We start from the raw sequence: 21,380 nt of genomic DNA on the forward strand, positions 1-21,380 counted from the left end.
CGCGAACTAGCATGATGCGGTGAGCACGCCGTCCCTCTCCGCCGAACAGGAGGCGCTGTTCCGGCTCATCGAAGACACACGCGAGCACGTGTTCGTCACCGGTCGCGCGGGAACGGGCAAGTCGACGCTCCTGCAGCACCTGGCGTGGAACACGAGCAAGCAGATCGCGGTGTGCGCCCCCACGGGGGTGGCCGCGCTGAACGTCGAGGGGCAGACGATCCACTCGCTGTTCCGCCTGCCCATCGGGCTGATCGCCAACGGCGAGATCGAGCAGTCCGACGCCACGCGCAAGCTGCTCAACGCCATCGACACGCTCGTCCTCGACGAGGTGTCGATGGTCAACGCCGACCTCATGGACGGCATCGACCGGTCGCTGCGGCAGGCCCGCGGACGCCGCGCGGAGCCGTTCGGCGGGGTGCAGATCGTGATGTTCGGCGACCCGTACCAGCTGGCGCCGGTGCCGCCCCGCGGCGATGAGATGCGGTACATCCGCGACCACTACCGCTCGTTCTGGTTCTTCGACGCCAAGGTGTGGGCCGGTGAGGGCGGCGACGACGGGATCCTCGACCTCGGCCGCCACGGCGCCGACCTGAACGTGCGGGAGCTCACCGAGATCCACCGGCAGGCCGACCCCGCCTTCAAGGCGCTGCTGAACGCGGTGCGCTATGGCCGCGTCACGGCGGAGATGGCGGGAGTCCTCAACGGCGCCGGTGCCCGGACCCCGCCCCATCCGGCCGACGGCGAGCACCCCATCATCACGCTGGCCACCCGCAACGACATCGTCAACACGATCAACCGCCGCCACCTGGACGAACTGGTCGGGCGGATGCAGACGGCCAACGCCGAGATCAGCGGCGACTTCGGCCGTGGCGACGCGAACTACCCCGCCGACGTGGAGCTGCGACTCAAGGTCGGGGCGCAGGTGATGTTCCTGCGCAACGACGTGTCGTCGTTCGGGGAGCCGCCCCGGTGGGTCAACGGGACGATCGGCACCGTCACGCGGATCGCCGGCGACACCGTGCGCGTGGAGGTCGACGGCACGGAGCACGATGTCGAACCGGCCGTGTGGGAGAGGTTCCGCTACAACTACCACCCCGGCACGCGCACCCTCTCGCGCGACGTCGTGGCGGAGTTCACGCAGTTCCCGCTGCGCCTGGCCTGGGCCGTCACGATCCACAAGTCGCAGGGCAAGACCTACGAGCGCGCCGTGATCGACCTGGGCTCCGGCGCGTTCGCTCCCGGGCAGACCTATGTCGCCCTCAGCCGCCTGACCTCCCTGGACGGGCTGTACCTGTCGCGGCCGCTGCGGCCGAGCGACATCCGCGTCGACCCCGACGTGCAGCGCTTCATGAGCTCGGCCCTGCGCGCGCGCCCCTGACGCGACCGCGCAGTGCGCCGCTCGGCGGCGGGGTCAGGCCGCGGCCTTGGCGTGGGCGAGGTCGTCGAACAGGTCGGTGTTGAAGCGGTACGCCACGAGCACCTCGTCCATCACGCGCTCGCGCTCCGCCGCATCCCAGGGGGCGGCATCCAGCTGCTCGCGGTAGACGTCCTTGAAGGCCTTCGGATCGGCGATGTCGTGGAAGAGGTAGAAGCCGATGCCGTTGGTCTCGAACCCGAATCGTCGCTGCATCAGCCGGCCGATGAAGATCCCGCCGGAGAGGTCGCCGAGGTAGCGCGTGTAGTGGTGGGCGACGAAGCCACCCGGCCACGTCGCGCCGACCGCGCGGATGCGGTCGGCATAGCGCCGGGTCGTCGGGAGTGGCTGGATGCTGGCGCGCCAGTGAGGCCCGACGAGGAAGTCGAGGTCGGCCTCCAGCGCCGGCAGCCGCGTGAGCTTGTCGGAGATGAACACCGCGGCCACCGGGTCGTTGCGCATGCGCTCGGCGGCCTGTTCGAGGGCGTCGTAGATGAACCAGTGCTGTGCGACGAGGGCGACGTAGTCCTCCCGCGTGCCCTCGCCCGTCATGAGGTCGGACATGAAGGTGGAGTGCTCGCTGGAGGGGTGGGCGGCGCTCGAGCGCTCGCGCAGCGCGGTCGAGAAGGGGATGACGTCGCTCATAGCCGTCATCATAGGGGACAGGTTAGGGGAGCCTAACCCCGAAGATGCTACGGGTCAGTCGTGCGGACGCGGCTCGACGCCCGATCGACGGCACGCCTCGTCGTAGAGGGCGACGATCTCCCGCCGTACTTCGCGGCGCTCCGTGATGGGGCCGCCGGGCCACGCCACACGCAACGGCGCCACGGTGCCGTCCGGGCCCGTCACGTCCCAGTCGCCCCCGTCGCCGTCGAAGCCGGTCATGACCGCGGCCGTCGCATCCGCCCTGCCGAAGGCGCGTGCGACGAGCAGATTGTCGTCGGCGTGGTCGTCGTTCATATGGCCGGTCACTCCCGACAGGGCCGCGGCGTCGAAGGCGTGGGGCATGCGCCCCACCTTAAGGACAGATGTGATGTAGACGTGACCGGGCATGCAGTCAAACCCGGGGGAGCGGGCGCGGCGGTGTGTTTCAATGCATATGCGCGTCATCCGGCGCCGGCTCGATTCCACCGGGGGTGAGGATGCGGTCTCTTCGCAGTCGCGGCGTCGTCGCCGTCGCTGCGGGCCTGGTCACCCTCGTCGCCCTGTTGAGCGGATGCTCCGGACGAGAGTCGGTCGAGATCGATCTGCCCCCGCAGGTCGAGGGTGCACTGCCGGACGAGACGGCTCAGCAGCTGGAAGCGGCGGTGACCAGCGCCATGACCGCCACCGGATCCTCCGGCGCGATCGTCGGGGTGTGGGCCCCGTGGAGCGGGAGCTGGGTCGCCGGTCTCGGCACGCAGGCCCCCGGCGGAGGCGGTGCCGTCGACACCGACATGGCGTTCCGTGCGGCCGACGTCACTCGTGCCATGACGTGCGACGTGATGTTCCAGGTCGCGGCCGAAGGCACCATCGAACTCGATGACAGCGTCACCGACTACGTCAACGGGTTCCCCGACCTGGTGGATGTCACCCTGCGCCAGCTGTGCGACGGCACCGCCGGGATCGGCGCCTACACGCCGCAGCTGCAGTCGCAGTTCTTCTCCAACCTCGAGCGGCAGTGGGATCCCCGCGAGCTCGCCGGGTACGGGCTGGGACAGGACCGCATCGAACCGGGCACCGAGTACCGCGACTCCGACTCCGGGTACCTGCTGCTGGGATCGGCTCTCGAGCGCGCCACGGGCATGAGCATGCGCGAGCTCCTCGAGGAGCGCATCGCCGAACCGCTCGACCTCGCCGTGACAGCGCTGCCGACGCGTACGGCCGCACCGCCGGCGGACGGCCCGGTCCTGCCCGGATACTGGTCCACCGCCAACGCCGAGGGCGCGTGGAACTGCACCGAGCCGCCCGAGGTCACGAAGATGTCGGCGAGTATCGGCGGCGCCGACTCCGGCGCGGTCACCGACATCACCGACCTCGGCCGGTACGCACAGGCTCTGGCGACCGGCGCGCTCACGCCCGACGCATCCGATCGCTTCGAGTCCCCGCTTCCCGTCGCCGCTGATCAGCCGACGTGGTTCACCGCAGCCGGGGGCGCCTACCAGGCCGGTGCGCTCATCGGGCAGTACGGGGCGATCCCCGGTTACCTCACCGCGGCCTTCGCCGACCCCCGCACCGGCATGACCGTCGCCGTCGTGCTCAACAACTCCGGCGCGAACCCCAACATCGGGGCGTGGCTGGCGTGGGAGCTCGCAGCGATCGCGTCGAAGGCTCCCGCCATGGAGGGAGAGACCGTCCCCGAGGCCGGTCTGCCGTGGACGGCGCAGCAGCAGCACGACGCGATCCTCGCCAACGCCATCTGCCAGCCTCCGGCCGAGTGACACGCGGGGGCGGACCGGGCAATCGCGGCTCGAGCGTCGCGGTGCTGTTCGTCGTGGTGGGCCTGGCGTGCCAGGAGGTCGGCGCTTCGCTGGCGGTTCTGCTGTTCCCGCAGCTCGGGCCGCTGGGCATGGTCATGCTGCGGCTGGTGTTCTCGGCGCTGATCCTCCTCGCCATCGCCCGGCCGCGGCTGCGCGGGCACTCCGCTCGCGGATGGCGCGCGGTGGGGCTGTTCGGGCTGGTCCTGGTGCTCATGAACGGCCTGTTCTACCTCGCGCTGGAGCGGCTGCCGCTGGGGGTGACCGTCACGATCGAGGTCCTCGGCCCGCTGACGCTGTCGATTCTCGCGAGCCGCCGCGCGTCGGCGCTGGTGTGGGCAGCGCTCGCGCTGGTCGGTGTGGTCGCCCTGGGTGGCGGCGGATGGGATCGGCTGGACCTGCTCGGCGTGCTGTACGCCCTCGGCGCCGCGGCGGCTTGGGCGTTCTACATCCTGTGCTCGGCCCGGGTCGGCCGGGAGTTCCCGCGACTGGACGGCCTGGCGCTGGCCATGGTCGTCGGAGCGGTGCTGTCGCTGCCGCTCGGGATCGCCGACGCCGGCTCGGCTCTGCTGCGGGTCGACCTGCTGGCGCTCGCCGCGGCCGTGGCGGTGCTCTCCTCCACCATCCCCTACGCCCTGGAACTGATGGCGCTGCGCCGGCTCCCGGCCGCCGCCTTCGCGATCCTCATGAGCCTCGGGCCCGCCACCGCGTCCATCGCCGGGTTCTTCCTCCTCGGTCAGCACCTGTCGCTCCTGGAGATCGCCGGCATCGCGCTGGTGATCGCCGCGAGCATCGGCGCGGTGCGTGCGGGTGCCCGCGGCGCTCGCCGCGACGCCCCGCCGGAGGGCGAGGCGCTGGCCGAGCCGATCGGCTGAGCCGCGAATCCCCCGCGGCGCTCAGCGCTTCGCCGCTCAGCGCTTCGCCGCTCGGCGCTCGCCGCAGGCACCGCAGCCGCGCCACTTTCGTGCATTCGCGCCACATCGAAGCGGCGCGGATGCACCGAAGTGGCGCAAACGTGGTGCCTGCGCGGAGGGCCCCGCAGCGTGAGGGGCGCGATAGCGTGTGGTGTCCGCCGTCGAACGCGCCGCAGCATCCGGTCGCCAGACCCCCGTGGAGGAAGCCATCATGTCCGCACGCCGAGCGCTGATCGTCCGCGGGGGATGGGAGGGGCACCGTCCCGTCGAGGCCACCGATCTGTTCGTTCCCTTCCTGGAGCGCGAGGGGTTCGCCGTGCGCATCGAGGAGTCCAACGAGGTTTACGCGGATGCGCAGGTCATGGACGAGACCGACCTGATCGTGCAGTGCGTCACCATGTCGACGATCTCGGACCAGGCGCTGAAAGGCCTGCGCTCGGCGGTCGAACGGGGGACCGGACTGGCGGGCTGGCACGGCGGGATCGCGGATTCTTACCGCAACAGCTCCGACTACCTCCAGCTCATCGGCGGCCAGTTCGCGACGCATCCGTCGAAGCGCCCCGACGAGCGTCGAGGTGACGAGACCGACAACTTCCTGCGCTACCGGGTCGAGGTGACCGACCTCGGCCGCACGCACGGGATCATGGCCGGTATCGACGACTTCACGCTCGACACCGAGCAGTACTGGGTGCTCGCCGACGACCTCAACGACGTGCTGGCCACGACGACGCATCCGGTGCAGCCGTACCACCCGTGGCACCGGCCGGTCGCCTCCCCGGCGGTGTGGACGCGACTGTGGGGTGCGGGCCGCATCTTCGTCGCGACGCCGGGGCACAGCCCCTCGGTGCTCGGCGACGTCAACGTGCGCACGATCGTGGAGAGGGGGATGCTGTGGACGAGCCGCACGGCGTCGGAATAGTCGGTCTGGGCGTCATCTCGGCGCAGTACCTCGCCACCCTCGGCACCCACCCGGGGGTGCGGATCGCGGCGACCGCCGACCTGGATGCGGCACGTGCCGCGGATGTGGCCGCCCGCTTCCCCGGCTGCCGCGCGCTCTCGGTGGAGGAACTCGTGTCCGATCCCGCGGTGGACACGGTGCTGAACCTCACGATCCCCGCCGCGCACGCCGACATCGCCCTCGCGGGGCTCGCGCACGGCAAGAACGTGTACGGCGAGAAGCCGCTGGCGGCGACCTTCGACCAGGCACGCGGCGTTCTGGCCCAGGCCGCATCCGGATGGGTCGGGTGCGCACCCGACACCGTGCTGGGCGCGGGGATCCAGACGGCGCGGGCGGTGGTGGATGCCGGGGAGATCGGCCGCCCGGTGGCCGCGGTGGCCACGTGGGTGTCGCCGGGGCACGAGGCGTGGCATCCGCATCCGGACTTCTACTACCGCCGCGGGGGCGGGCCGCTGTTGGACATGGGTCCGTACTACCTCACGTCGTTGTTCCACCTCCTCGGACCGGTTGCCCGCGTGAGCGGGGCGTCGTCGCGGCCGAAGGAACTGCGCCGCATCGCCACGGGCCCCCGGGCCGGGGAGCAGATCCCCGTCGAGATCGACACGCACATCACCGGAATACTCGAGCATGCGGGCGGGGCGATCTCGACGGTCACGTTCAGCTTCGACGCGGCCGGCACCGATGCGGCCCCGATCGAGGTGCACGGCGAGACCGGGTCGCTGTCGCTGCCCGACCCGAACTACTTCGACGGGCAGGTGCGTCTGCGCCCCTCCGGCGACGAGGACTGGACGCCCATCGGAGTGCGCGCGGGATACGAAGGCGCCGGGCGGGGAATCGGGCTGCTGGACTTCGTCGCCGGTGGGCGCAGGGCCGACGGCGCGATCGCCCTGCACGTGCTGGAGATCATGACGTGCCTCATGGACTCCGCCCGCGAGGGGCGGCGGATCGAGCTGACGACGACGGCAGAGCGTCCGCCGCTCGTGCCGCTCACCCCGGCCGCGCAGTGGCAGGCGGGCTGACCCGCGTCAGTCCTCCGGCGCGGCGCGCACCGCGTGGCGGTCGGCGATGAGCGTGTCACGGACGCGCCGGCGGAGCACCTTCCCGATGAGGGTCGTGGGCAGCTCCTCCCACACGCGGTAGGCGGTCGGGCGTTTGTATTCGGCCAGGTGCTCGCGCGCGGCCGCCCGCACGGCGTCCTCGTCGAAGACGGCACCGGGTTCGAGCACGACGACGGCCGTGACGACCTCGGCGCCGCCGCCGCGGGGCACACCCACGACGGCCGAACCGGCGATGCCCGGCACCGCATCCAGGACCTTCTCCACCTCACTGGGCGAGACGTTCAGGCCCCCCGTGATGATGATCTCCTTCTTGCGGTCCACGACCGTGACGAAGCCGTCCTCGTCCTGCATCACGAGGTCTCCGGTGCGCAGCCATCCGCCTTCCAGCAGCGCCTGGGCCGTCTCCTCTGGGCGGTTCCAGTACCCCTGGAACACCTGGGGGCCCTTGATGAGCAGTTCGCCCGCCTCTCCGAGCTCCACCTCTCGGGCGGGGTCGTTGGGGTCGACCACGCGGATGTCTGTCGAGGGGAACGGGATGCCGATGGTGCCGATCTTCCGCGCGTCGTCGAAGGGGTTGGCCAGGGCCACCGGGCTCGTCTCGGTCAGCCCGTACCCCTCGTTCAGCATGCTGCCGGCCAGCTCCTCCCACCGCTTCACCACGGCGGGGGTCAGGGTCATCGCGCCCGAGATCGAGTACACGACGCCGGACAGGTCGAGCTTGCCCTCGCGGGCCACGCGGGCCAGGCGGTCGAACATGGGCGGGACGGCGGGGATGAAGGTCGGCGGATGCTTCTTCGCCGCCTGCGACACCAACTCGGGGTCGAACGTGGGGAACAGCACCGCGTTGGATCCGGTCTCGACGGCATAGATGACCGACAGCAGCAGGCCGAAGGCGTGGAACATCGGCAGGAGGCCGTAGATGCGGCCGTCGCCGTGCGTGAACCGCGGCATCCACGCGGCGCCCTGGCGGGCGTTGGCCCACAGGTTGCCGTGTGTGATGATCGCGCCCTTGGGCACACCGGTGGTGCCGGAGGTGTACTGCAGGCACGCGATGTCGGTGACGCCGGGGCGGGGAACGGACCCGGCCGGCAGCGGCGCGGACTTCTCCAGCCGTGCGAAAGGCACCATCCCGGGCGCCGCGGCGGTCAGCTTCGCGCGCGACGCGCGGGCCTTGGCCACGGGCAGGCGCAGCGCCAGTTGCGTGGTCCACGGCATCGCGCGCGTGATGTCGACGGAGACGACCGTGCGGATGCCGAGGTCGGCGGGGAAGGAGCGGATGAGGGGGGCCATCTTGTCCCACGAGATGACGTGCGACGCCCCGTGGTCGCGGAACTGCGCCTCGAGTTCGTCGCGCGTGTAGAGCGGGTTGTGCTCGACGACGATCCCGCCCAGGCGCAGCACCGCGTAGAACGCGATGACGTGCTGCGGGGCGTTGGGCAGCACGAGGGCGACGCGGTCGCCGGCGCTCACCCCGAGCTCCCGCAGCCCGTTCGCGACGCGGGAGACCCGGCCGGCGAGCTCGCGATAGGTCAGCGACGCACCGAAGAACGTCACCGCGGGGCGGTCGGCGTACTGCGCCGCGCGTTCATCGAGCAGGTCGACGAGGGAGCCGGTGGGCGCCTCGATGTCGACGGGGGTTCCTTCGGCGTAGAAGCGGTTCCACGCGCGCGAGTCGTTCAGGTGCACTCGTCCAAGGTTACGTGGGCTGCGCGGGCGCTGCGGCGCGGGGCGGCTCGCCGGCCGCGGGCTCAGCCGGCGAGGATCGTGTCGATCAGGTGCTGTCCGATCGAGGACTCGACGTCCAGGACGAGACGGGTGCGGACGCCGTCGTGGTCGCGGACCCCGATGCGCTGGGTGCGGAGATCGGCGATCGTCTGGCCGCGGCCCGGGCCGTCCGAGACGTCGACCACGATGGGCACCCGCGGTGCGCGCGTGGGCGTGACGGCGCCGGCGGCGAGAACCGCCGCGAGCGGATCGTGCAGCGCGCACGTGCGCCGGCCGTAGGTGCCGACGTAGAAGTCGAAGTAGTGGTCGAGGATCTCCCCGACGGTGCGGACGAACGGTCGCTCGTCGGCCAGCAGCATCCCGCGCTGCTCCTCGCTGAGGGTGTGCTCCATCGTCGCGTCCAGTGGGACGAGGGTGACGTCCCAGTCGCCGGCGAGAGCCTCGGCCGCGGCCCGAGGGTCGTTGAAGACGTTCGCCTCGGCCGCGGGGGTGATGTTGCCGGGGGCGAGGGCGGCGCCACCCATGGCGGTGACCTCGGCGACGCGAGCGGGGAGGGTGGGGTCGGCTGCCAGTGCGTGCGCGATGTTCGTCAGCGGCCCGATCGCGAGCACGTGCAGGCGGCCCTCGTACTCGTGCGAGAGGTCGATGAGCAGTTGCACGGCGCTCCGGGCGTCGGGCTCGCCAGGGGCGCGCGGCAGCTCCACGCCGCCGACGCCGTTGTCGCCGTGCACCGACCCCGCGCCGCCGGCGTAGGGGTGGTCGAGGTGGTCGTGCGCGCCGACGGCGACCGGGATGGCGGGGGCGCCGGCGAGGCACAGCAGGTCGAGCGTGTTGCGGGCGGCCTGCGCCGCCGAGGTGTTGCCGCTCACCGTGCCGATGCCCACCAGCTCGACATTCGGCGAGGCCAGCAGGTACGCCAGGGCGAGCGTGTCGTCGACGCCGGGGTCGCAGTCGAGGTAGACGGGGATCGGGGTGGTCATGCGGCTCCTGGAGGTCGTCGCGGATGCGGACCCCGTCGTCCACCTGCCGCCGAAAGCAGCACTGTTCGGTTATACAACCTGCGCCGCCCGATTCCCGCGCGAGCCGCGTGGTGGAATGGAGGGATGGCTTCTCCCCTCGCTTCCCTGTGCGTGGTCGGCAGCATCAACGTGGACGTCACCGCATCCGTCGCCCGCCTTCCGAAGCCGGGCGAGACGGTGCTCGGCGGCACGTTGACCCGCGACCCCGGGGGCAAGGGCGCGAACCAGGCGGTCGCGGCGGCGCGCCTGGGCGGACGCGTGCGGATGGTCGGTGCCGTGGGGGATGACACCGACGGGCGGGCGATGCTGCAGAACCTCAGCGACGCCGGCGTCGATGCCGGCGGCGTGTGGCTCGGCGACGCGCCCACGGGGACGGCCCTCATCACCGTCGACGACGAGGGGGAGAACCACATCGTCGTGTGCCCCGGGGCGAACCACGACGTGACCGTCGACGGGGTGGACTTCGCGCCGGATGAAGCCGTGCTGACGCAGCTGGAGATCCCCCTGACCGTCGTGGCGGCGCTCGCCACCGCCGTGCCGGGGTTCCTCGCCGTCAACGCCGCACCCGCCCAGCCGCTGCCGCCGGAGCTCGTGGATCGTGCCGACCTGTTTCTCGTCAACGAGCTCGAGTACGCGGTGCTCCCCGAGCTCTCGCGGGCCCCGCTCGTCGCGGTCACCTACGGATCGGCCGGAGCGGCGCTGTTCCGTCGCGGGCTCGAGGTGGTGCGCGTCGCTGCGCCGACGGTGCAGGCGGTCAGCTCCGTCGGCGCCGGAGACGCGTTCTGCGCGGCGCTGACCCTCGCCTTCCACGCGGGGTGGGACCCCGAGCGAGCGCTTCGGGCGGCGTGCGCGGTGGGGGCGGATGCGGTCACCAGGCCGGGGGCGCAGCCCGCGCTGCAGCGCCTCGACGCGTACGCCTGAGCCGGCCGATCCGCCGCTGCGTCCAGCCGACGCCGCACTCGACGTCTTCGCCGAAACGAGGCGCTTTGTGTGTTATCCAGAATATATAGTATCGTCATCCCGTCGTGAACGCCCGGTTCCGATCCGAAAGGTATGCAATGAAGCATGGCAAGGCCGCTTTGGCTCTGATCTCCGTCCCGATCCTGCTCGCCGTCTCCGGGTGCAGCGGTACCGACGCCGCCGACTCGGATGACGCGTCGGGCACGGTCTCGCTGGGCGTCATCGCCCCGATGAGCGGCAACTTCGCCCAGGTGGGCGACCATATCAGCGAAGGATTCGCGCTCGGCGTGAAGCACGCGCAGGAGGATGGACTCGCCCCCGACGTCACGTTCGAGATCGACGTCAAGGACGATCAGGCCGACGCGCAGGTCGCCGCGCAGTCCGCTCGAGACTTCATGTCCGACGGCACGATGCTTCTCGGCGGGATGCTGACGACCCCGGCGTGCAGCGCCGTCGCCCCCCTCGCCGATCAGGCAGGCGGCGTGCTCATCACCTCGGTCTGCGCCGGCAACGAACTCTCGGGGGTGTACGCCGATGAGAAGCCTTACGAGCGCACGTTCGCCGTCGCGCCCCGCGACACCATGGTCAGCGACGCTCTGGCGACCGTCCTCGCCGAGCAGTTCCCCACCGTCACCGACTACAACGTGTTCGGCTTCGACTACGCCTGGGGCCGCGACACCTGGTCGGGCTACATCGACGGGGTGAAGGCCGCCGGCGTGGACGCGGCGGTGAATCAGGAGTACTGGGTTCCGCTGGGCGAGACCAACTACCGCTCCCAGGTCTCCGCTCTGTCGAACGGACTCGGCGAGCCCGACTCCAGCGCGATGTTCCTGTCCACCTACGGCGCCGGCACGACCGCGTTCCTGCAGCAGGCGGAAGCGTTCGAGATCGTCGATCGCGTCGCGCTCCTGGCCAGCGCCGGCGGCTACGAGCCCGTCGCCCGCGGACTGGGCGGCGCTGCGCCGGAGATGTGGAACGCGTACGACTACGCATACGCCGCCTACGACAATGAGTTCAACACCCGGTTCGTCGAAGAGTTCCTCGAGGCGGCGGACGAGCGCCCGATGGCGTGGTCTTACGACGGCTATCTCACGGGCTACGCCTACGTGGCGGCCATCGACGCCGCTGGCTCGGCCGACCCCGACGCCGTCGTGGAAGCGCTTGCCGGACTGGAGTTCGAAGGGTCATCCGGCACGCTGCGATTCGATCCCGAGACGCACCAGCTCATCGCCCCCGTCGTGGTCACGCAGTCGATCGGCAACCCCGACGCGCCGGAAGGCGTCGAGTTCCTCGAGACCTTCGTGGTTCCCGCCGAGGACCTGATCGACACGCACTGACAGGCATCCGCCTCATCACCTTCAGAGGAGCGCCGTGAGCGATCTCATATCAGCCATCATCTCGGGGATAGCTCAGGGCGTGCCCCTGTTCATCGTGGCCAGCGGGCTGACGCTGATCTTCGGCGTCCTCCGCATCCTGAACTTCGCCCATGGTGCGTTCTTCATGCTCGGCGCCTTCGTCCTCACCACCCTGCTGAGCGGTCAGTCGGTGAACCTGCCGGTGTTCCTGCTCGCCGCCGTCGCGGCGGCAGGCGCACTGGCGCTCCTGGGCGCCGCCGCCGACACGGTCGTGTTCCGCAAGCTGTACGGCACCGACCACATGATCCCGCTCCTGGCGTCCTACGCGCTCCTGGTGACGCTGGACGGACTGGCGCTGATGATCTGGGGCAATCGCCCGCGGAGCCAGGCGTCGGTGGAGGGTCTGGGTGGTTCCGTCCGTATCGGCGACATCCGGATCGCCTCCTACGACCTCCTGCTGCTGGTGATCGGGATCGTCATCGGCGCAGCGCTCTTCTTCGTTCTGCAGAAGACGCAGATGGGCAAGACCGTTCGTGCCGTTTCGATCGACGAGCAGATGGCGCGCGCCCTGGGCGTGCCCGCCCGCAAGGTGCAGGTCGGCGTCTTCGCCGTAGGTGCCGCGCTCGCGGGGCTCTCCGGCGCGCTCATGGCCCCGCTGGTCAGCGTCGACGTGGGATTGGCTCCCACCTTCGCCATCCAGAGCTTCGCCATCGTCATCATCGGTGGGCTGGGATCGATCGGGGGCGCCCTGACGGCAGCCCTGATCCTCGGAATCGCCGACAGTCTCGCGGTGAACTTCGCGCCCGGGCTCTCCGGATTCAGTCTGTACATCGCGGTGGCGCTGGTACTTCTCCTGCGGCCGCAAGGACTCGCCAAGAAGCGCGTTGGGGGACACTGACATGACCACTCCGACCCAGGCAGTCGTCGCCATCCGGAGGGCGAAGCAGCCCCTGACGGGCTTGCAGGCCCTCCGGGCGAAGGTGCCGCCCTCACTCGAGGTTCTCGTGGCGTGCATCGTGGTGGCGCTGGCAGTTGGTTCCCTCTTCGACGGCTCGCTCCTGTTCCTGCTCACCACGGCCGTCATCTACGCCCTGTTCGCGTCGGCGACGAACATCCTGTTCGGATGGACCGGCGTGTCATCCTTCGGCCAGGCCGCGTACTTCGGGGTCGGTGCGTACACGGTGGGCCTGACCAAGGACTTCATCGACAACCCGATTCTCGCCGTGCTGCTGGCGATGCTCATCGCCGCGGTCGTGGCCGGGGCGTACGCGCTGCTCGCCAGCCGGATCACCGGAACCGAGTTCGCGATGCTGACCCTGATCTTCGGTCAGATCCTGTGGCTGCTGACCTTCCGGGTGCCCGAGTTGCACGGGGAGAACGGGATCCCCGGGATCAGCCGAGGCGAGCTGCTCGGTGTGAACCTGTTCGCCGATCAGGCCTTCTGGTGGTACGTCGTGGTGATCGTGACCATCGCGCTGCTCATCTTGCGGCGCATCCGCGGATCCTCCTTCGGTGCGGCCATGAACGCCGTACGCGACGACCCGATCCGTGCGGAGGCCCTGGGCGTGAGTGTGCGCTCGGTGCGCATCTGGGCGTTCGTCCTCGCCGGCGCCTTCGCGGGGCTGGCGGGTGCTCTGATGGCCCAGCACCAGGGTCTCGTCACGCCCGAGATGCTCGCGTGGGGACTGTCGGGCGAGGTGATCGTGATGTGCCTGATCGGCGGCATGCGCTCGTTCTGGGGCCCGGTGATCGGTGCCATCCTCCTCGTCCTGGTGAAGCACTTCCTGCTGGATGCCACCAGCGCCCCGGACTTCTGGGTCGGGCTGGCGCTGCTGGTGATCGTGCTCGTGGTGCCGGGAGGGCTGCTGAGTCTGCCGAAGAAGATCGCTGGAGCTGTGCAGCGTCGCAGGAAGGTGGCAACCCGATGACCGACACGATCCTCCGTGTCCGAGGGCTCAAGAAGTCCTACGGCGCCGTCCACGCGGTCCGCGGGGTCGACCTGGATGTCGCCCCGGCCGAATGCGTGTCGATCATCGGGCCGAACGGTGCGGGCAAATCCACCCTGTTCGGCACGATCGCCGGAGAGCACCGGGCGACAGCGGGCACGATCGAGTTCGAAGGGCGATCCGTCACCTCGTGGTCCGCTGCCCGGCTGGCCCGGCACGGCGTCAGCCGCACCTTCCAGGTGGCGCGCTTGTTCACCTCGCGCACCGTCGAGGACAACCTCGCCATATCGCGGGCCGTTTCCGAGGGCAGGGGTGCACGGTTCTGGGACCGGCTCGGCGGGGCGGGCGCGACGCAGGCCCGCGTGGCCGACGTCATGGACGAGCTCGACCTGCATGACATCGCCCGTGTGCCGGCGGGCGTCCTCCCGCAGGGCGATCGAAAGCGACTGGAACTGGCCATGGCGCTGGTCCAGGATCCCCAGATGCTGTTGCTCGACGAGCCGACAGCGGGGATGTCGCTCGACGACACCGCACGCACCATCGCAACGCTGCAGCGCATCCGGTCCGATCACGGCAATATGACGGTGGTCCTCACTGCCCATGACATGGACGTCGTGTTCGCCCTGAGCGACCGGGTCGTTCTCATGGGTCAGGGGGTCGTGGTGATCGAAGGAACCCCCAGCGAGGTCGAGCAGGCGCCGGAGACGAGAGAGCTGTATCTGGGAGTGGTCGAATCATGAGCGTTCTGCAGCTGAACCGGGTGAGCGCCTCCTACGGCCCCGCCGGAGCGCTGTTCGGGATCGACATCGAGGTGGACGCCGGCGAGATGGTCGGCGTGCTCGGGCGCAACGGCGCCGGAAAGACGAGCACCTTCAAGGCGATCATGGGAATGGAGGTTCGCCGACGCGGGCAGATCCTCTTCGATGGCGCCGACATCACGCGGATGGTGCCCGAACAGATCGCCCGCGCAGGCATCGCGATCGTTCCGGCCGAACGACGCATCTTCGCCGGTCTGTCCGTGCTGGACAACCTTCGGATCGCCGCGCGCATGCGCAAGCAGAAACTCGACGTCGATGAGATCGTCGATCTGCTGCCGATCATGGGCCGACTCATCGATCGCGAGGGATTCCAGCTCTCAGGAGGCGAGCAGCAGGCCGTGGCGATCGCGCGGGCACTGGCGGCCAGACCGCGGGTCCTGCTGCTGGACGAACCCACGGAGGGCCTCGCGCCAGTGGTCGTCCAGGAGCTGCAGGAGTCGATCGCCGCCCTGCCTCAGCGCACGGGCGCGGCCGTCCTCGTCGCCGAGCAGAACTTGAACTTCGTGCTGCAGACGACCTCGCGTGTGTACGTCCTGGAGACCGGCAACGTCGTGCATGCGTCGGATTCCGCCGCTTTCGCCCGGGCGCCGGAACTGCAGCATAAGTTCCTGTCCGTCTCGTCGTCGCATTGACGGGCCGGGGCGGTACCCGATGATGGAGGCAACGACCCCAGGTCCCGGTATCCCAGGAGGAGCCCATGTCGCAGGGTGATGGACAGTCACGGCGTCCGTTGAGCAAGGTGGAGTACGTCCTGGAACGGCTGCGCGACGACATCCAGTCGGGTGCCGTGGCCGCCGGCTCGAACCTGCGGCAGCAAGAGCTCGCCGCCCGGTACGGCGTGAGCGCGACCCCCGTGCGCGAGGCGCTGCGGCTGCTGGAGGCGGACGGGACGATCACCTACTCCCAGCACCGGGGAGTCGTGGTCTCAGAACTGAAGCCGCAGGAGATCCATGACCTCTACCGCCTGCGCTCGGCGGCGGAGGGCAGCACGGTGGAGGCCGCGGTGCAGCGCCTCGAACCCGAGCAGATGGAGCGGATCGTCGCGGCCCACGACCGGCTCGCGGCGACCGAGGGCAAGGGCGATGCCACCGACCTCTCCCATCTGAACCGCGAGTTCCACTTCGCCATCTACGGTGCCGTCTCGCCCATCGTCTCCAACTTCATCGGGCAGCTGTGGACGGCACTGCCGGCGCGTCTGACGATCTGGGAGGTCGAGTCCCAGGCCAAGGTGCTCCTCGCGGAGCACCGGGAGATCCTCGACGCCATCGTGCGCGGGGATGCCGCGGAAGCGGGTCGGCTGATGGCCGCGCACGTCATGACCAGCGAACACTTCCGTCAGGTTCAGCAAGGCTCCTGACGTCACGAAAGGATGGTGGGCTCGATGCCCTCGACGATCGAACACGGGAACATGGTCGCGGACGTCCTGCGCGCCGCGAACCTGCCCGAGATCCTCACCGCCGTCATCGACGGCCGGTGGACCGAGCGGGGTCGCGAGGACACCGAGCAGATCATCGACCCCGGCACCGCGCGGGCGGTGCTGGCCTACGAGCGGTCGGAGCAGGCGCACGTGGACGAGGCGGTCCGGAGCGCCGAGCGCGCCTGGCCGGCGTGGGCGGCGATGGCCCCCGTTGATCGCGGACGCATCCTGATCCGGTGCGCGCAGACCATCCGAGACCACCAGGAAGTCCTGGCCCAGCTGGAATCGATCGACACCGGCAAGCCGCTGTCGCAGGCACGTGCCGACATCGCCGTCAGCGCCCGCTACCTGGAGTACTACGGCGGCGGGGTCGACAAGTTCGGGGGCGAGACGATCCCGCAGGATTCCTCCACGCTCGCCTACACGCGGCGTGAACCCTACGGAGTCATCGCCCACATCACGCCGTGGAACGCTCCCATCAGCCAGATGATGCGCGGTGTCGCCCCCAGCCTGGCGGTGGGCAACTCGGTCGTGGTCAAGCCGGCGGAGGTGACGCCGATCACCTCCGCGTTCGTCGCCGTGCTCATGGCGGAGGCCGGATTGCCTGCCGGGCTCTGCAACGTGGTGCTCGGGCAGGGGTCCGTGGTCGGGGAGGCGCTGTTGCGCCACGCGCTCGTGCAGCACATCACCTTCACCGGGTCCGTCGCCGTCGGCAAGCGCGTCGGCGAGATCGCGGCGTCGCGCATCATCGGGTGCAACCTCGAGCTCGGCGGCAAATCACCCACGATCGTGTGCGAGGACGCGGATCTGGATCGCGCGGCTGAGGCGGGGGCGCTGGCGGTCATCCGCAACTCGGGCCAGTCGTGTTTCGCCACGACGCGTCTGATCGTGCACCGCAGTGTCGAGCAGGAGCTCATCACCAAGATCGCGCAGCGCATGCAAGGTCTCACGATCGGGCACGGGCTGGGCGACCACGACATGGGACCCCTGGCATCCGCGCGGCAGAGGGAGACGGTGCTCGACCTGATCGCCGGAGCCGAAGCGGAGGGCGCCACGGTGGCCTCCGGCGGCGATCTTCCCGAGCGGGACGGGTTCTATGTGCGCCCCACGCTGCTGTCAGGTGTCGAGAACGGCATGACCATCGCCCAGGAGGAGGTCTTCGGCCCCGTCCAGTCGGTCATCGCCTACGACGAGCTCGAGGACGCCATCCGGATCGCGAACGACACTCCCTACGGGCTGTCGGCGGGCGTGTTCACGAGGGACGTGGGTCGCGCCCACCGCGTGGCCGCGCGACTTCAGGCGGGGCAGGTGCAGGTCAACCGCTACGCCGGCGCGGGGGTCGAGGTGCCCTTCGGGGGATACAAGGCCAGCGGGCTGGGACGGGAGAAGGGCATGGAGGCCCTGCACCACTACAGCCAGCTCAAGAGCGTCATCGTGTCGCTCGACTGACGGATCTACGACCAAGCGCGAAGGAGTCACCAATGGTAGTGCGCACACTCGGTTTCATCGGCCTGGGAGTGATGGGGGGTGCGATGTGTGCCAACCTGGTGCGTCGATCCGACCTTCCTGTAGTGGCGTTCGACCGCGTGGCGGCAGCTCTCGACCAGGCGGTGGAGGTCGGCGCCGACCGCGCGGGCAGCGTCGCCGAGGTGGCCCGGCGAGCGGATGTGGTGTTCCTGTCGCTGCCGAGCATCGTGCAGGTGGAGGAGGTCGTCGAGGAGATCCTGGCCGGCGACGACCGACCGCAGATCATCGTCGACATGAGCACGAGCGATGTCAACGGCACCCGGGCGTTGGGGGAGCGTGCATCAGAGGCGGGCGTCGTCTTCATCGATGCTCCGGTTGCGCGGCTGCGTCAGGCCGCCATCGACGGCACTCTGCTCATCACCGTGGGCGCCGAGCGGGAGCACTTCGACACCGTGCTGCCCCTCCTCTCCACCATGGGCAGCGACGTGGTCCATGCCGGCCCACTGGGCAGCGGCCAGGTCATCAAGATCATCAACAACATGGTGGTGTTCCAGAACATCAACGCCCTCGCCGAGGCGATGGCGATCGGCCGCGCCTCCGGCGTCGACGGCAAGGTGCTGTTCGAAACGCTGCAGCTGGGCTCCGCCGACAGCTTCCAGCTGCGCAACGCGGCCATGGACTCGCTCGTGACCGACGAGTACGCTCCGAAGCGGTTCCCCACTCTCTACGCGATCAAGGATCTGCGCCTGGCCCTCACGCTCGCGCAGGAGGCCGGGATCCATGCGCCCGGAGCAACCCAGACGATGGAGCTGCTCGAGCGGACGCGGGATGCCGGGTACGAGGACGAGTACTACCCCGTGATGATCAAGCTCATCGACGGTCGTGGCTGACGTCGGCATCCCGGAGCCGTTCGAGGCGTACGCCGTCCGCCTCGGCAGGATCGATCGCCCCGCGAGGGACAACTTCCTGCACGCCAGGGACCTGACCGGCGAAATGACGATGGACTTCGACATGTGGTTCCTCCGTCGCGGGGAGACGATCATCGCCGTCGACACCGGCATGAGCGACCGCGCGGACCCGCAGCGGGGCAGGCGGCTGGACCGTTTGCCCCGGGATGCCGCCGGTGAGCTCGGCATCGATCCGGATGCCGTGTCCGACCTCGTGATCACGCACTTGCACTACGACCACGCGGGGCGCATAGGAGACTTCCCGGCCGCTCGCGTGTGGGTGCAGAAGAGCGAACTGGACTATGTGCTCGGCCCCGACATGGGGCATCCGTCGCTGAGCCACTTCTTCGACGTCGACGACCTCAAGGTGGTGCTGGAGCGGATCTTCGCCTCCTCGGTACGGGCAATCGATGGGACGAGAGTGCTCGTGCCCGGGGTGGAGCTGCATCACATCGGCGGGCACACCCGCGGCCTGCAGGTCGTCCGCGTGTACACCGAGCGCGGCTGGGTCGTGATCGCGTCTGACGCACTGCACTACTACGCCAACCACGAGCGCCGCGACCCGTTCCCGGCCGTGGTCGACCTCCCGCAGATGCTCGAGGGGTATGTCCGCATCGAAGAACTGGCCGACACGTGGGAGCACATCATCCCGGGGCACGACCCCGAGGTCATGACGAGATACGCGTGCGGCGATCTTCCCGAGGGAATCGTCGCGCTGCACCGGCCGCCCGCCGCGCGCTGAACGTGCGCGGAGGGAACGTCGTGCTCCCTCCGCGCACGCTGCTCAGCGCGAGCGCAGCGCCCTGGCGCGGTCGGCCCGTTCGAGCACCGGCCGGAAGTGGGTCAGGAACGCGGCCGGGTTCTCCGACATCGGGAAGTGGCCGAGGCCGGGCATGATCGTCACCTCATCCGTTCCGATCGCGGCAGCCACCGCGCGGGTGTCGTCCGGTGTGGCGGAGTAGTCGTACTCACCCGAGAGAAGGAAAACGGGGCAGGTCTCGGTGTCGATCCGGCTCACGGTTTCACGGATGTCGCCGTCCTGCTTGTAGAAGTACAGGTCGCCCTTGAAGACCCCGGGGCCGCCCTGCATGTAGTGCCAGAGGGTCTCCCAGCGATCGGCCGACGGCGCCTCAGGGCCCACGAGACCCGAGACGATGCCGGCGCACACCATCCCGCCGTGGACGTCCGGCCGGTTCAGCCACTCCAGGTCGTAGTAGGGCTCCACGTGCGCGCCCGACTGCAGGCCGATGACGCCGCCGAACAGGTCGGGGTGACGCATGGCCAGGTGCAGCACGATGCGTCCGCCGATGGAGCAGCCCATCACGAGGGGGCGATCCAGCTCGAGAGCCGCCGACACGGCCAAGATCGTGTCGATGTACGCATCCGCGGTGAGGGCGTAATCGGGCTCGTCCAGGCTCCACCCCGAGGGGGGTGACGACTTCCCGTGGCGGGGCAGGTCGAAGGCGATGACGCGGTGGTTTGCGGTGACCTCCGGGTCGTTCATGACCCCACGCCACTGGCGCGAATCCGCGCCAGCCGTGTGCAGGCACAGGAGCGGGGTGCCCGACCCCGCCTCCTCGACATAGATGCGGTGGGGTCGCCCGCCGATCTCCAGCGTGACGTAGCGACCGATGATGGGGTCGAAGAGCGCGCTCATCGGCTCGCCTCCGATGCGAGCGCGAGGCGACGCGGCGCCGCAAGCACGTCTTTGAACCAGAGCAGATTCGACATGAACGGGTGCAGATCCCCCTCGGCTACGAGTGTCTTGAACTTGATCATCGCCATCAGGTCGTGCCAGCCGGGGTCGGGTGCGGGCGACCAGAATCGCTGCCAGCTGTCCGATTCCGCGCGCAGGGCGAAACTCCAGCGCGGCGACACGAAGGGTCCGGGTCGGACGGTCAGTTCCCCCGAGTGGACGGAGAACAGGTAATGCTCGTCGCCGGCGGCGGCAAGGAAGGCGGTCGTGACGAAGCGGCCGCGACGACGCAACGCGGCGTCGTCGTTGACCAGCGCGGGGATATGGGTGAACACAGCATCCTCGGTTCCAGGAGTGTACGTTATATATAATGTACAGTAGCCCATCACGACCCGGTGGGGAAGGAGACGACGGTGTCCAACGAGATCCGCATGGAGACGCACGGTGGCGTGGCCGTGCTCACGATCGACCGTCCCTCCGTCCGCAACGCGCTGAACGAGGCGGCGCTGGATGAGATCGTGCGGTGCGCGGTCCGCGTCGAGGAGGACCCCGCGATCAAGGCGCTCATCCTGACGGGGGCCGGGTCGCAGGCCTTCTCCTCCGGGCGGGACTTGAAGGAACGGGCAGCGAGGGACGCGGGCGCCGTGTCAGCCCGTCCGCCGATGCGGGATTTCCGGCGCAACGCCTTCGAGGCGATCTGGGAATGCCGCAAGCCCACCATCGCAGCCATCAATGGGGACGCGGTCGGCGGCGGGTTCGAGGTGGCACTGGCGTGCGACCTCCGCGTCAGCGTCTCGCACGCCCGGTTCGCGCTGCCCGAAGCGAAGCGAGGGCTGGGGGCGGTGTTCGGCTCGACGATCCTCGCGCGCAGTGTCCCGTCCTCGGTGTACTTCGAGTGGGTGTACCTCGGCGACTTCGTCGCGGCGACCGAGCTTCAGAGGTGGGGGCTTCTGAACCGAGTGGTGGAGCACGACGCCCTCGGCGCCGCACTGGAGATGGCGAACGAGATCGCCACCCGCGCCCCTCTCTCGATCGCACGCTTCAAGGCCACGCTCGTGCGGGGACGAGAGCTGCCCGTGGCAGCCGCACTGCGCGCCGACTTTCACCCCGACCCCTACACCAGTGAAGACCGGGTGGAGGGCGTCGCCGCCTTCGCCGAGAAGCGTGCTCCCCGGTGGACCGGTCGATGACACGTATGACACAGCCGATTTGCCACCTGACCGGAACTGG

The 21,380-nt window shown here is 69.7% G+C and carries 22 protein-coding genes; 16 read left to right on the forward strand and 6 right to left on the reverse strand.

Annotated elements, in window-relative coordinates; genetic code table 11:
• Positions 1 to 19: 19 nt before the first annotated feature.
• The gene (locus E4V99_RS06845; protein ID WP_135070424.1) at positions 20 to 1,378 is read left to right on the forward strand and encodes an AAA family ATPase; all 1,359 of its coding nucleotides are present in this window, start codon (positions 20 to 22) and stop codon (positions 1,376 to 1,378) included.
• Between the two features lie 33 nt (positions 1,379 to 1,411).
• Here E4V99_RS06845 and E4V99_RS06850 read toward each other — a convergent pair whose 3' ends face one another.
• Together E4V99_RS06850 and E4V99_RS06855 are read right to left on the reverse strand one after the other, a co-directional pair.
• Positions 1,412 to 2,059, reverse strand: coding sequence for a biliverdin-producing heme oxygenase (locus E4V99_RS06850; RefSeq protein WP_135116766.1), 648 nt, complete (start codon positions 2,057 to 2,059; stop codon positions 1,412 to 1,414).
• Positions 2,060 to 2,113: 54 nt separating this feature from the next.
• On the reverse strand, positions 2,114 to 2,422 hold the full coding sequence (locus E4V99_RS06855; protein WP_135070417.1) for a DUF2470 domain-containing protein: 309 nt from the start codon (positions 2,420 to 2,422) through the stop codon (positions 2,114 to 2,116).
• A gap of 134 nt (positions 2,423 to 2,556) precedes the next feature.
• Here E4V99_RS06855 and E4V99_RS06860 point away from each other — a divergent pair, with 134 nt between their 5' ends.
• The 4 genes from E4V99_RS06860 (at position 2,557) to E4V99_RS06875 (ending at position 6,761) form a co-directional block, all read left to right on the forward strand.
• A complete protein-coding gene (locus E4V99_RS06860; RefSeq protein WP_135116767.1) occupies positions 2,557 to 3,834 on the forward strand; it encodes a serine hydrolase domain-containing protein in 1,278 nt (425 codons plus the stop codon).
• Complete coding sequence (locus tag E4V99_RS06865) at positions 3,831 to 4,745, forward strand: EamA family transporter (RefSeq protein ID WP_135070411.1); 915 nt, start codon at positions 3,831 to 3,833, stop codon at positions 4,743 to 4,745. Before E4V99_RS06860 ends, E4V99_RS06865 begins: the two co-directional genes overlap by 4 nt.
• Positions 4,746 to 4,995: 250 nt before the next feature.
• Positions 4,996 to 5,703: a ThuA domain-containing protein gene (locus tag E4V99_RS06870; RefSeq protein ID WP_135070408.1), complete on the forward strand. Its 708-nt coding sequence runs from the start codon at positions 4,996 to 4,998 to the stop codon at positions 5,701 to 5,703.
• Complete coding sequence (locus tag E4V99_RS06875; protein WP_135116768.1) at positions 5,676 to 6,761, forward strand: Gfo/Idh/MocA family oxidoreductase; 1,086 nt, start codon at positions 5,676 to 5,678, stop codon at positions 6,759 to 6,761. The genes E4V99_RS06870 and E4V99_RS06875 overlap by 28 nt, the downstream gene beginning before the upstream one ends.
• Before the next feature lie 6 nt (positions 6,762 to 6,767).
• On the opposite strand, the gene E4V99_RS06880 is transcribed toward E4V99_RS06875, so the two are convergent.
• Together E4V99_RS06880 and E4V99_RS06885 are read right to left on the reverse strand one after the other, a co-directional pair.
• Positions 6,768 to 8,486 (reverse strand): long-chain-fatty-acid--CoA ligase, encoded by a 1,719-nt coding sequence (locus tag E4V99_RS06880; protein WP_135070402.1) that lies wholly within the window; start codon positions 8,484 to 8,486, stop codon positions 6,768 to 6,770.
• A gap of 62 nt (positions 8,487 to 8,548) precedes the next feature.
• Positions 8,549 to 9,505, reverse strand: coding sequence for a nucleoside hydrolase (locus tag E4V99_RS06885; RefSeq protein ID WP_135116769.1), 957 nt, complete (start codon positions 9,503 to 9,505; stop codon positions 8,549 to 8,551).
• Positions 9,506 to 9,628: 123 nt separating this feature from the next.
• Here E4V99_RS06885 and E4V99_RS06890 point away from each other — a divergent pair, with 123 nt between their 5' ends.
• From E4V99_RS06890 to E4V99_RS06935, 10 genes are all read left to right on the forward strand, one after another.
• Positions 9,629 to 10,465 (forward strand): ribokinase, encoded by an 837-nt coding sequence (locus tag E4V99_RS06890; RefSeq protein ID WP_135116770.1) that lies wholly within the window; start codon positions 9,629 to 9,631, stop codon positions 10,463 to 10,465.
• Between the two features lie 137 nt (positions 10,466 to 10,602).
• Entirely contained in the window at positions 10,603 to 11,841 is a 1,239-nt protein-coding gene (locus E4V99_RS06895; protein WP_135070393.1) for an ABC transporter substrate-binding protein, read from the forward strand.
• Positions 11,842 to 11,875: 34 nt separating this feature from the next.
• Positions 11,876 to 12,757 carry a branched-chain amino acid ABC transporter permease gene (locus E4V99_RS06900; RefSeq protein WP_135116771.1) on the forward strand — a complete coding sequence of 294 codons (882 nt, stop codon included), beginning with the start codon at positions 11,876 to 11,878 and terminating at the stop codon, positions 12,755 to 12,757.
• A 1-nt stretch (position 12,758) separates the two neighbouring features.
• Complete coding sequence (locus E4V99_RS06905; protein ID WP_135116772.1) at positions 12,759 to 13,787, forward strand: branched-chain amino acid ABC transporter permease; 1,029 nt, start codon at positions 12,759 to 12,761, stop codon at positions 13,785 to 13,787.
• The gene (locus E4V99_RS06910; RefSeq protein WP_135116773.1) at positions 13,784 to 14,545 is read left to right on the forward strand and encodes an ABC transporter ATP-binding protein; all 762 of its coding nucleotides are present in this window, start codon (positions 13,784 to 13,786) and stop codon (positions 14,543 to 14,545) included. Before E4V99_RS06905 ends, E4V99_RS06910 begins: the two co-directional genes overlap by 4 nt.
• Positions 14,542 to 15,255, forward strand: a complete 714-nt coding sequence (locus E4V99_RS06915) for an ATP-binding cassette domain-containing protein (RefSeq protein WP_135116774.1) — start codon at positions 14,542 to 14,544, stop codon at positions 15,253 to 15,255. Before E4V99_RS06910 ends, E4V99_RS06915 begins: the two co-directional genes overlap by 4 nt.
• Positions 15,256 to 15,320: 65 nt before the next feature.
• Positions 15,321 to 15,980, forward strand: a complete 660-nt coding sequence (locus E4V99_RS06920; protein WP_135070376.1) for a GntR family transcriptional regulator — start codon at positions 15,321 to 15,323, stop codon at positions 15,978 to 15,980.
• Positions 15,981 to 16,004: 24 nt separating this feature from the next.
• Positions 16,005 to 17,489: an aldehyde dehydrogenase family protein gene (locus E4V99_RS06925; protein ID WP_167747844.1), complete on the forward strand. Its 1,485-nt coding sequence runs from the start codon at positions 16,005 to 16,007 to the stop codon at positions 17,487 to 17,489.
• Positions 17,490 to 17,521: 32 nt separating this feature from the next.
• Positions 17,522 to 18,397 carry an NAD(P)-dependent oxidoreductase gene (locus E4V99_RS06930; protein WP_135070369.1) on the forward strand — a complete coding sequence of 292 codons (876 nt, stop codon included), beginning with the start codon at positions 17,522 to 17,524 and terminating at the stop codon, positions 18,395 to 18,397.
• Positions 18,390 to 19,196, forward strand: a complete 807-nt coding sequence (locus E4V99_RS06935) for an N-acyl homoserine lactonase family protein (RefSeq protein WP_135070366.1) — start codon at positions 18,390 to 18,392, stop codon at positions 19,194 to 19,196. The genes E4V99_RS06930 and E4V99_RS06935 overlap by 8 nt, the downstream gene beginning before the upstream one ends.
• A gap of 42 nt (positions 19,197 to 19,238) precedes the next feature.
• On the opposite strand, the gene E4V99_RS06940 is transcribed toward E4V99_RS06935, so the two are convergent.
• Both E4V99_RS06940 and E4V99_RS06945 read right to left on the reverse strand, forming a co-directional pair.
• On the reverse strand, positions 19,239 to 20,111 hold the full coding sequence (locus tag E4V99_RS06940) for an alpha/beta hydrolase (RefSeq protein ID WP_135070362.1): 873 nt from the start codon (positions 20,109 to 20,111) through the stop codon (positions 19,239 to 19,241).
• The gene (locus E4V99_RS06945) at positions 20,108 to 20,485 is read right to left on the reverse strand and encodes a hypothetical protein (protein WP_187270428.1); all 378 of its coding nucleotides are present in this window, start codon (positions 20,483 to 20,485) and stop codon (positions 20,108 to 20,110) included. The genes E4V99_RS06940 and E4V99_RS06945 overlap by 4 nt, the downstream gene beginning before the upstream one ends.
• A 78-nt stretch (positions 20,486 to 20,563) precedes the next feature.
• Here E4V99_RS06945 and E4V99_RS06950 point away from each other — a divergent pair, with 78 nt between their 5' ends.
• On the forward strand, positions 20,564 to 21,340 hold the full coding sequence (locus E4V99_RS06950) for an enoyl-CoA hydratase-related protein (RefSeq protein ID WP_205805834.1): 777 nt from the start codon (positions 20,564 to 20,566) through the stop codon (positions 21,338 to 21,340).
• Positions 21,341 to 21,380: the final 40 nt, after the last annotated feature.

This window comes from Microbacterium sp. dk485 (genome assembly GCF_004570445.1).
Taxonomy (GTDB): domain Bacteria; phylum Actinomycetota; class Actinomycetes; order Actinomycetales; family Microbacteriaceae; genus Microbacterium; species Microbacterium wangchenii.